Consider the following 10,308-nt stretch of genomic DNA (forward strand, 5'->3'; position numbering starts at 1 on the left):
CTCACAACCTCTTGGTAAATGGTGTTCAAAAGCCAGTTTCTCGGTATTAAGCCAAATTTATACGAAAATGTGGAAAGTCATTTTCACAACCTCTTTATTTCAAATCTAATTCTACTGGACAATGGTCACTGCCCATAATGTCCGTATGGATCTTTGCATCAGCCAGTCTTGGCGCTAAATCTTTGCTCGTCAAAAAGTAATCGATCCGCCAACCAGCATTGTTTTTTCTTGAATTGAATCGGTAATTCCACCAAGAGTAAACACCTTCTTGAGTTGGATAAAAATAACGAAATGTATCGATAAACCCGTTATCCAACAGTCGAGAAAGAGCCGCTCTTTCTTCTGGAGTGAATCCAGCATTTTTTTGATTCGTTTTCCAGTTTTTCAAATCGATCGTTTGATGCGCGACGTTTAGATCCCCGCAAACGATGACTGGTTTTTGTTTCTTTAAATTTTCTAGATAATTATAAAAGGCTTCTTCCCATTCTAATCGGTAATCTAAACGTTTCAATTCACTTTGAGAATTTGGCGTATAACAAGTTACAAGAAAAAAATCGGAATATTCCAAAGTAATCAGACGGCCTTCTGTGTCGTGGATATCGATACCCATTCCGTAAGTGGCATTCAATGCAGGTTCTTTAGCAAAAATGGCTGTACCAGAATAGCCTTTTCGTTCCGCATAATTCCAATATTGATAATAACCAGGAAGATCTAAATCGATCTGTCCTGCTTGGAGCTTTGTTTCCTGCAAACAGAAAAAATCGGCGTCTAACTCATGAAAAACTTCTAAAAAATTTTTATTTACGATGGCACGAAGCCCGTTCACGTTCCAAGAGATAAATTTCAATAAAAGCACACTCCTTCGAATTAAATTCCTTACCTTTGCGATACTATTGTACCTCATTTTAGTAAAAAATGGTGTAAGATGAAAGTAACTAAATGATCCAGGAGGAAAGTCGATGAAGATTGGTGTAATCGGTGTAGGGAATATTGCAGAAAAAGCATATTTACCAACTTATGCGAAAAAACAAGGAACAGTTGATTTTTATTTTGCAACACGAAATAAAGAAACAAAAGAAAGAATCCAAAAAGAATATGGGTTCCAACATCTATATGAAACGATCGATGAGCTTTTAGAAGAAAAAATCGAAGCATGCATGATTCACGCAGCAACAAAAGTACATTATGAGCTAGCAAAAAGATGTCTAGAAAATGGTATCCATGTTTATATTGACAAACCGTTGAGTGTCCATCTAAACGAAGTGCGTGAATTGCAAGAATTGGCTGATAAGAACCAATTGATCTTGATGGTCGGTTTTAACCGACGCTTTGCTCCTATGGTAGAAGAATTGAAACGTATCCCAGAGAAGCGGCTGATCCAACTGCAAAAAAATCGAATAGCGGCAAAAGAGACGACAGAATTCGTCCTTTATGATTTATTTTTACATCTCATTGATACAGCGGTGTATTTATTGGATGAACCTATTTTGAGAACAAAATATCAGATAAGAGAAACAAAGGAATATTTGGAATATGCCATTTTACAATTAGAAACACAAAATCAAACGGCTATATTAACGATGGATTTGGCAAGTGGTGCTAATACAGAAAAATACCAAGTAACAAGTAAGAATGGTACTTATGAAGTAAGCGACCTGACCCAGCTTGTCATTCAAGATGTTGATGGAAAAAAGGTGAAAGAATTTGGCGACTGGACGAACACGCTAGTCAAACGCGGGTTCGAGCCAATGGTAGAGGCCTTCTTTTCTCAGATTCGTTCAGGTAAACCGAAAGCAGAACTGCTTAAACAGCAAGAAGTTGTAAGAAGTCATGAATTATGCGAGGAAGTGCTTAAAGAGCACTACCGTCATCAACTTTGAACAAGACTGGCAAGATTGTATTAAGCGTGATAGAATAATGGGGACGTTTGAGAAAAGAAAGGAAAATCCTCAGTGAATAAAGAAGAAATAGTTGAAAGCTTAGCCACGATCACTTTATTGTTTGATGAACTATTGATGAACTATACGTTTACGAAAACAGGCGGACCAGCTGATGTCCTTGCATTCCCGAAAAAGCAAGAAGAAGTAAAGCAAATCATCGATTATTGCCGAATCCATGATATACCTTGGATGGTACTAGGAAACGCAAGCAATCTGATCGTTCAAGATGGCGGGATCCGTGGTGTAGTCATCATGCTGACTGAAATGAAACAGATTCATGTCAAAGGAACGATGGTCATTGCGGAAGCAGGTGCCTCACTGATTGATACGACTTATGCAGCTTTGGCCGAATCATTGACTGGATTTGAATTTGCTTGCGGCATCCCGGGAAGTGTCGGTGGAGCGGTTTATATGAATGCAGGTGCGTATGGCGGAGAGATCAAAGATGTTTTTGCTGAAGTGGATCTTTTGCTTGAAGATGGAACATTGAAAACTTTGACAAAAGAAGAAATGGTATTTTCTTATCGTCACAGTAAAGTCCAAGAGCTACGTGCTATCGTATTGGAAGCTCGATTCAGTTTGCAAACAGGGGATTATGAAGCAATCAAAGCACGAATGGATGAGTTGACAGAATTGCGTCAATCCAAACAGCCATTAGAATACCCTTCATGCGGCAGTGTCTTTAAGCGCCCAGTAGGACATTATACGGGTCAGCTGATCCAGCAAGCAGGATTGCAAGGTCTGAAATGGGGCGGTGCACAAATCTCTGAAAAACATGCTGGATTCATCGTCAATATCGATCATGCGACAGCGACAGATTATATTGAATTGATTGCGCACATCCAAGAAGTGATCAAAGAAAAATTTGATGTGTCTTTAGAAACAGAAGTGCGGATCATTGGAGAGAAACAAGCACTATCAGAAACAAGCAGAAGTTTAGCGAATTAATAAGTGATTGCACTTAAAATAAGTAAAAGAGCAGGACGGTGGACGCCCTGCTCTTTTTTGTGGTTGTTTACGCAAATGGTGCAAATCTTGTACATTTTAACACAATAAAACAAAAAATAAAGAATATTTTCCCGTAAATTTTTCCATTTTTTGCAATATTCTCAAAAAAAAGATAAAAAATGAGAATAACTGATGAAAAAACAGGTGTAATCCATCATAAAATCAGTATAGGTGAAAAGATGAACTTTCATCTGCATATCAAGTGATTGGTATGAGGCATTTTTTTGAGGTGTAGGATATGAAGTTGGATTACCTTATCGAAGAGGAAGATAGAGAAAAACTGCTGTTAGCCAGATATTTAGAATTTGAGAAAAAGAATTACGTCGTGTTGTCTAAGTTATATGAAACATTAGGTTTATCTAAATTTAAAACAAGAAATTATATCATAGAATTAAATAAAGAATTTTTTGAATTCAAATCAAAGCCAGAGATCCAAATCTCAGAAGAAGGAGAGATTCATGTTGAACGGCTAAATTTGACGGATATCAAAAATTTAAGAAGAATCTACTTTCAACGATCAAAAATTGCTCGACTGTTAACGGAGATCGTGGATTCAAAAGTAACAATTGAAAAATTTGCAGAGAACCATTTTTTAAGCATATCAAGAGCTTATGTAAAAAGAAGAGAATTAGTCTCTTTTCTTGAACAGCATCAAATAAAGTTAAAGAAAAACATATTAGTTGGGGAAGAAATAAACATACGGAACGTATTATTTGGGGTATATTTTGGGGTTTTTAATGGTTTTTCTATGCCATTTAGAGAAAGCGTCATGAATGAAGCAAAGAGTATCGTGCAATATTTTGAATATCTGTTCAATTTAAAGTTGTCTGCCACAAAGCGAATCAAATTCAATTTGCTAACTACTGTTAGTTTGTTGAGGATTTATGGAAATCAACCAATAGGAAAACGTTTCTTTTCAGATGAATACTTTAAGAGCTCAGAAGGAATGAAGATTATTAAGGATTTATCGCATATTTCTTTTCTACATATCCCTAAAGAGCAGATCATTGATGAGATTTCTTATATCATGTTATTTTTGATCACGGAAGAAGAATTTGAATTAGATGGTGCGTTTGGGCTTGCGGAAGCTCATTTTCATGATATCCATATGATTAGTCAAAAAATGTCAGTGGAATTGATTGATCGATTACCATTTTCAACTGAAGTTTCTGAAGAAGAAAGACTCCATATACGAAAAGAACTTCGTATGGGGATGATGCATGTCAATCGGAAAAATTGGATATTCGACTTTGAGATGACTAGTTTTACGTCTAAAAAGCAGTTGCAGTTTTTCTTCGAAACGTATCCAATATTCAGTACAGCGATCCAAAATGTCATACAAGATAATAAACGTTATTTCTTGGAAAAAGATGAACGTTTCATGATTCGCTTATTTTATGATTATCTTTTTTTATTGGTTGGTATTTGTCCAGTCTCTTATTTTGAAGCACCAATCCATGTCTGTATTGATTTTTCTCAAGGATCTGCCTATACCGATTATATTATTTCTCAAGTGAAGGGATTTAAAAATTACAATATTGTGATTGAAAGTCGAATCACTTCCCGTACGGATATTTATTTATCTGATTGTTTGCTTGAAAAATTCAACAAAGAGCAGATAATATGGAAAAATCCGCCGACTCCAGATGACTGGGAATATTTTGGGAATATCATTATCAGAGAAAAAAATAGACATTTAACTGAAAAAATCAGCTAATATTTATGGAGGACAACTTTGTCTCACCTATTTATTAGCTGATTTATGTTTTTTTCAAAGAAAGGATGACTAGATATCGAGAGTTATTGCTTGACAAAATTAAAAAGTACATAAGTTATTATTCCGATTTTCTTGAAACAATAAAAAATCAAGAAAAATATTGTCCCAATGGACCATCTTTTTTTGATTTTATCTATATAATAAAATCATCTTATGAAAATTACTACTTCATGCCGAGGCAAGAGTAGGGAGGACTAAGAATAAATGTGTTCAAAAAGACAACCTAAAAAACTAAATAAACACGCTTGCCGTTTAGACAAAGAACGATCGTGTTCTGAAAATCGCTACGTCAAATTTGTGATGCGTACGATGCTGATCAGCTTATCTGTAGGTGTCTATATGAATGTACCCGTTCAGGCAACGGCACAAACCATCAAGATCGTACGTACATCTGTCTCTGAGACGACTGATTCCCCTATTACTATTACTCATACTTTCACTGATGTAAGTGGAACACAGCTACTTCCTTCTTTGAATTCCTATAATAAAGTCAGTTATCCTCCAACGATAAACCACTATTGGTTAATTCCTAACAAAACATTATGGACATCAGAAACTGGAAGCAGCGTGCCGCTTTCTATTTTTTCCGGTATGACTGATCCAACAAAAGGTGATCAGCTAAAACAGATTATTGATAGTTTAAATCATGCTTTGACAGGTGTGAAGGACGGTGGAAGTGCACAAGTCTCTTATGTATATGGAAAAGATTATTCACAGTTCGAAGGAAAGGAAATCGACGTTCTGGCAGGGACAAAAATTTCGATATCGAATCTGGTAGAAAGCTTGAGGAATGCAGATGGAACACAAGGAGATATGTCCAAAGTAATTTCAAACAATGGGAATATCATAGACACGACCAATACAGGTGTATCTACTATTGACTTGTCTTATTTTGATCCAATTGCTTTAAAAACAATGACTGCATCTGCTGTGATTCATGTTCATGCTGATCAAACAGCTATCAAAGGAAAAGATCTTCATCTAATAACAGGAGAGAATTACGACCCTAAAGCGCTTATCGAATATGTAACAAAAAGCGATGGAACTTCAGGGAATAAAGAAGAAATCAAAATGAGCGGGACAGTAGATCCTACCACACCGGGAGAATATCCCGTCGCATTAACTTATGTAGATCCTCTTACATCAAAAGCGGTGGAAACAACAGTTGTCGTTTATGTAGAAGCACCTGCTGCTTCATCGACTGTCATCACTCATTTTATTGATCGTCAAACGAATAAAGAACTGCAAGCAGAAACACGCATAAGTAGTGTAGAACCTATTCCAGATTTACAACTACCTGCTGAATTTTCTGATCGAGTGCCAAATGTAGATTTGTCGACTTATGAACAAGACGGAAAAGTCACTTCTATTTCTGACTGGATGCAAGCAAACAGATTAGACAGAAATAGTAACTGGTCGGTAATCCTTGAAGCCCTTCACTCAGAACTGATGAATAATAGGAAGCAATCAGGAGAGGAAATTACCTTCACTTATGTTTATGTACCGGATAATAGTTCATTAGAAGGTCACGTTGTTATTGCTCAGCCAAATGAAAAAATAAGTAAAGAAGAGTTGATCCAATCCGCAACAAACTCCTTAGGTAAACCCGTACCGTCAAAGGATGTAGAGGTCACAATCAACGGAGAACCATTGGAGGATGGTTATTTGACCAAACAAACAGGCGATTTTACGATTATGTATAGTTATCATGACCCGTATTCACTCCAAGAACTCCATGCTCAGTCGCTATTACATGTTTTACCATTAAACAAACAGATAAACCAAAAAGAACAAAAAAGACAAGAAGAAAGCTTGTCAGAAAAAAAACAACAAATGGCTCATGCAGTTTCTCCAACAGGGGAAGTAAAACAAACAAGAAGCCTAGAACCAGCAAGAATATCTGTAAACAGCTCAGAATCTAACCAAACGATAGGGCAAGAAGATCATTTGGTACCACAAGTTTCTGAATCGGAAAATGAAATGTTAGAGTCTAACATAGAACAACAATTGGAAAAAGAAATTGTTGCTAAACAGCCGGAAGATCAAAATGAATCAGATGACTGCAAGGAAACGAAGAAAAAGCGCTTGTCAACTATTGATTCCACCAATGAGCATCTGCAGCCGCAAGTACCACTTCCTAGTCCGGGAACACCCGCACCTGGTGGAGGCGTCCCTTCTTCTTCCGCTTTAGGAGATGTCATGCGAGGTATGGCAGGAACATGGGTATACGCTAATCGAAATGAATTTGACGCAGATGACTGGTTCTGATTGTTATAGTCAAATAAGTAGCTGAGTTATCAGTTATTTGGCATAATGGATACGAGGAGGGATAGAAAAATGCTAGATAAAACGTTGCCTTACGCAGAAATCTGGATGACAAGACCACTTCAACTGCCTGTGCCAATGACGCCTTTAGCGAAAGGCTTTAAATTTCGAACCTATCAAAAAGGGGACGAATCTGCTTGGTCAGAGATTGAAACTTCTGTTGGGGAATTTCAAACGTCAGATGAAGCACTTGAGTATTTTCAAAAAAACTTTGCTCCTTATCCTGAAGAACTTGAAAGAAGGATGTTTTTTGTAGAGACAAAAAATGGAGAAAAAGTAGCAACCTGTACCGCTTGGCGAAAGAAATCAAGAGAGCGAGTGTATCCGGTTTTTCATTGGTTGGCAGTTAAACCAGTTTACCAAGGAAAAGGGCTCGCAAAAGCATTGACTGCTAAAGTCTTACAAGAATTTCCTACCCTCCATACGGATGGACCAATCTATCTTCACACCCAGACATGGAGCCATCAGGCGATTGCTCTTTATAAAAAAATGGGTTTTTCTTTTATTGCTGAAAATCTAGACGGCACACCTAATCCAGATTATGAAAAAGTTATGCAGGTTTTAAGTAAATTAGATAAATAAAAAATGGTGAAATCAGCTCACAATATGAGAAGAAAAACGGAAAAGTAGTTCTTTCTATCTTACTGTTTTTGAATTCATCCTGTTGGCTAGCTGATGATACGCTATTTATTCGAAAAAGAAGAGGTCGTGACAAAAGTCTTGTCACTGCCTCTTCTCTTATTTTTTTAGTATTTTTATCGTTTGATTTTTTTGGGAATAAAATTCTTGATGAAAGTAAATTTTTGGTAATCATTTCGACTATAAAGGTAACCAAATATACTGAAAACGACTGCTCCAATAAAATTAACAAATAAATCCTTCATAGTATCCATGATTCCCACATCTAAATAACCATTTTGGATGATTATTTTATCTGTTTTACCGTCTGCATTCTGACTTTCAATGATTGTCCGAGTGATAACAGGAACATGATAGACAGTGTTTCCGTCTTTGCTTAACTCCACACTATTGATTTGCTGGACGATCGTATCTTTTTGCATATCGAATTGTAGCAATTTATCTGCTGAAAATTCAACAAACTCCCACATAACACCAACTGTCATCGAAAAACAAAAGGAAACGACTGCTAATAACAAAGGAGTCAAGTTCATCGTTTTTGTATTTTTATTGAGCAAATAAACAAGTGAAAAACCGACACCCCCAGCTAAAAATCCGCTGAATGCATGTAGAAAAGTATCCCACATTGAAAAATAGCCATAAAAATCGCTTAATTCTCCTAAAACCGTTGAACTGAAAATAAAAGATAACAATATGATTTCTAACATATTTGGAATCTGTATCTTTAATATCTTTTCCAGGAAATAAGGAATTTCAAATAAAATCAGTGTCAATAATAAAAGCATCGTATTTCCCCAATGTTGGTTCCAAATCTGATCAGCCAACATAATAACAACGATGATACGTAATAAAATATAGATTCCATTTGTGATTCTGCCAGCAGTTTTTGTGCTGTTCGTAAAAAAGGTTTTCAAATGATTCATAAAATAACTCCTTCATGTATATCCTTAATTATACTAAGAAGCGTGTGTTTACCAAAACTATATGTCTTAAAGAAAAACAGAGTTGATATTGTGAAAAAAATCACTTAATATAGGTATAAGGAGAAAAGGGGGATAAACATGAAAAAATTAGTTGTTGGTTTATTAACGGCGGTTTCGCTTCTTGCCATGAGTGCATGTGGCGCAGATCAGAAAAATACAGCACAGACAAGTTCTAGTACGAAGGAATCTGCCGAAGTGTCATCAGGTGCTTCTGAACAAGCATATACTGATCCAAAAGAAATGAAAGAATCTTATGATATCGTAATCGTGGGAGCCGGCGGTGCAGGGATGGCAGCCGCTATCGAAGCAAAAGATGCTGGCTTGAACCCAGTGATTTTCGAAAAGATGCCTGTTGCCGGAGGAAATACGTCTAAATCATCAAGCGGAATGAACGCTTCTGAAACCAAATTCCAAAAAGAAGAGGGAATCGAAGACTCAAATGAGGCATTCTATGAAGAAACGCTAAAAGGTGGCGGAGGAACAAATGATAAAGAAATGCTTCGTTACTTTGTCGATCACTCTGCTGATGCAATCGATTGGTTGGATCAAAATGGGATCAAACTAGATAATTTAACGATCACTGGAGGGATGAGTGAGAAGAGGACGCATCGTCCGTCTGATGGCTCGGCTATCGGTGGATATTTAGTGGATGGATTATTGAACAGCGTCCATGAGCGAAAAATACCGATTTTTGTCAACACAGATGTGACAGATATTAAGAAAAATGGCGAAACAGTCAATGAAGTGACTGTACATGTCCAAGGAGAAGAACCAAAAAAAATCACCGGTAAAGCAATCGTCGTCACTACAGGCGGTTTTGGTGCTAGCAAAGAATTTATTGAAAGATATCGTCCCGATTTAGCTGATTATATTACGACAAATCAAGAAGGATCAACTGGAGATGGTATTACCATGATCGAAAAGTTAGGCGGACAAACCGTTGACATGGATAAAATACAAATTCACCCAACCGTGCAACAGGATGAGGGAATCTTGATCGGTGAAGTGGTTCGCGGAGAAGGAGCAATCTTGGTGAATCAAGAAGGAAAAAGATTTGTGAATGAAATGGATACAAGGGATAAAGTATCTGCAGCCATCACAGCGTTGCCTGAAAAATCAGCGTATTTGATTTTTGACCAAGGCGTGCGTGATCGTGCCACTGCCATCGAATTTTATGACCAAAAAGGATATGTCACAACTGGAAAAACAATGGAAGAATTAGCAGAAAAAATTGATTTGCCAAAAGAAACATTAGCAAAAACAGTTGATGGATGGAATGCGGATGTTGCGGAGAAAAAAGATGCTCAATTCAATCGTGCCACAGCCATGGAACATGATTTATCGTCTCCAAATTATTATGCAATCAAAATCGCGCCAGGGATCCATTATACGATGGGTGGTGTGAAAATCAATACGAATACCGAAGTATTGGATAAAGAAAATCAGCCAATCAGCGGGTTGTACGCTGCCGGAGAAGTCACAGGTGGCTTACATGGAGACAATCGGATCGGTGGAAACTCAGTTGCAGAAATCATTATTTTTGGGCGACAAGCGGGCATACAAGCAGCTCGATTTGCTTCGGAAAATGAATGAAATAGAACGTAAATAAAAAGAGGTTGTGAAATCAGCGTTTTGA

General features: G+C 37.0%; 8 protein-coding genes. 6 read left to right on the forward strand and 2 right to left on the reverse strand.

From position 1 onward, the window contains the following. Nucleotides 1-94: 94 nt before the first annotated feature. Complete coding sequence (locus tag ESP02_RS11975; protein ID WP_002308394.1) at nt 95-847, reverse strand: exodeoxyribonuclease III; 753 nt, start codon at nt 845-847, stop codon at nt 95-97. Nucleotides 848-959: 112 nt separating this feature from the next. Here ESP02_RS11975 and ESP02_RS11980 point away from each other — a divergent pair, with 112 nt between their 5' ends. The 5 genes from ESP02_RS11980 (at nt 960) to ESP02_RS12000 (ending at nt 7,632) form a co-directional block, all read left to right on the forward strand. Further along, nucleotides 960-1,880 carry a Gfo/Idh/MocA family protein gene (locus ESP02_RS11980; RefSeq protein WP_002375312.1) on the forward strand — a complete coding sequence of 307 codons (921 nt, stop codon included), beginning with the start codon at nt 960-962 and terminating at the stop codon, nt 1,878-1,880. Between the two features lie 72 nt (nt 1,881-1,952). Further along, nucleotides 1,953-2,888, forward strand: coding sequence for a UDP-N-acetylmuramate dehydrogenase (murB, locus tag ESP02_RS11985; RefSeq protein ID WP_038398472.1), 936 nt, complete (start codon nt 1,953-1,955; stop codon nt 2,886-2,888). A gap of 298 nt (nt 2,889-3,186) precedes the next feature. Further along, entirely contained in the window at nt 3,187-4,665 is a 1,479-nt protein-coding gene (locus tag ESP02_RS11990; protein ID WP_002375310.1) for a helix-turn-helix domain-containing protein, read from the forward strand. A 264-nt stretch (nt 4,666-4,929) separates the two neighbouring features. After that, nucleotides 4,930-6,993, forward strand: a complete 2,064-nt coding sequence (locus tag ESP02_RS11995; protein WP_025478581.1) for a bacterial Ig-like domain-containing protein — start codon at nt 4,930-4,932, stop codon at nt 6,991-6,993. A gap of 69 nt (nt 6,994-7,062) precedes the next feature. Next, a complete protein-coding gene (locus ESP02_RS12000; protein WP_025478580.1) occupies nt 7,063-7,632 on the forward strand; it encodes an N-acetyltransferase in 570 nt (189 codons plus the stop codon). Between the two features lie 173 nt (nt 7,633-7,805). Here the strand turns inward: ESP02_RS12000 and ESP02_RS12005 are convergent, their stop codons facing one another. Then, on the reverse strand, nt 7,806-8,612 hold the full coding sequence (locus tag ESP02_RS12005) for a hypothetical protein (RefSeq protein ID WP_002375307.1): 807 nt from the start codon (nt 8,610-8,612) through the stop codon (nt 7,806-7,808). Nucleotides 8,613-8,750: 138 nt separating this feature from the next. On the opposite strand from ESP02_RS12005, the gene ESP02_RS12010 reads away from it, so the two are divergent. After that, entirely contained in the window at nt 8,751-10,265 is a 1,515-nt protein-coding gene (locus ESP02_RS12010; RefSeq protein ID WP_002375305.1) for a flavocytochrome c, read from the forward strand. Nucleotides 10,266-10,308: the final 43 nt, after the last annotated feature.

This window comes from Enterococcus sp. NBRC 3427, from assembly GCF_007996925.1.
In the GTDB taxonomy this organism is placed as follows: domain Bacteria; phylum Bacillota; class Bacilli; order Lactobacillales; family Enterococcaceae; genus Enterococcus_B; species Enterococcus_B lactis.

What these genes read in the sequence shown, in the direction of transcription:
- ESP02_RS12010 (WP_002375305.1), top strand. Translation starts at nt 8,751, where the DNA reads ATGAAAAAATTAGTTGTTGGTTTATTAACGGCGGTTTCGCTTCTTGCC.
- ESP02_RS11990 (WP_002375310.1), top strand. Translation starts at nt 3,187, where the DNA reads ATGAAGTTGGATTACCTTATCGAAGAGGAAGATAGAGAAAAACTGCTG.
- ESP02_RS12000 (WP_025478580.1), top strand. Translation starts at nt 7,063, where the DNA reads ATGCTAGATAAAACGTTGCCTTACGCAGAAATCTGGATGACAAGACCA.
- ESP02_RS12005 (WP_002375307.1), bottom strand. Translation starts at nt 8,612, where the DNA reads ATGAATCATTTGAAAACCTTTTTTACGAACAGCACAAAAACTGCTGGC.
- ESP02_RS11980 (WP_002375312.1), top strand. Translation starts at nt 960, where the DNA reads ATGAAGATTGGTGTAATCGGTGTAGGGAATATTGCAGAAAAAGCATAT.
- ESP02_RS11995 (WP_025478581.1), top strand. Translation starts at nt 4,930, where the DNA reads ATGTGTTCAAAAAGACAACCTAAAAAACTAAATAAACACGCTTGCCGT.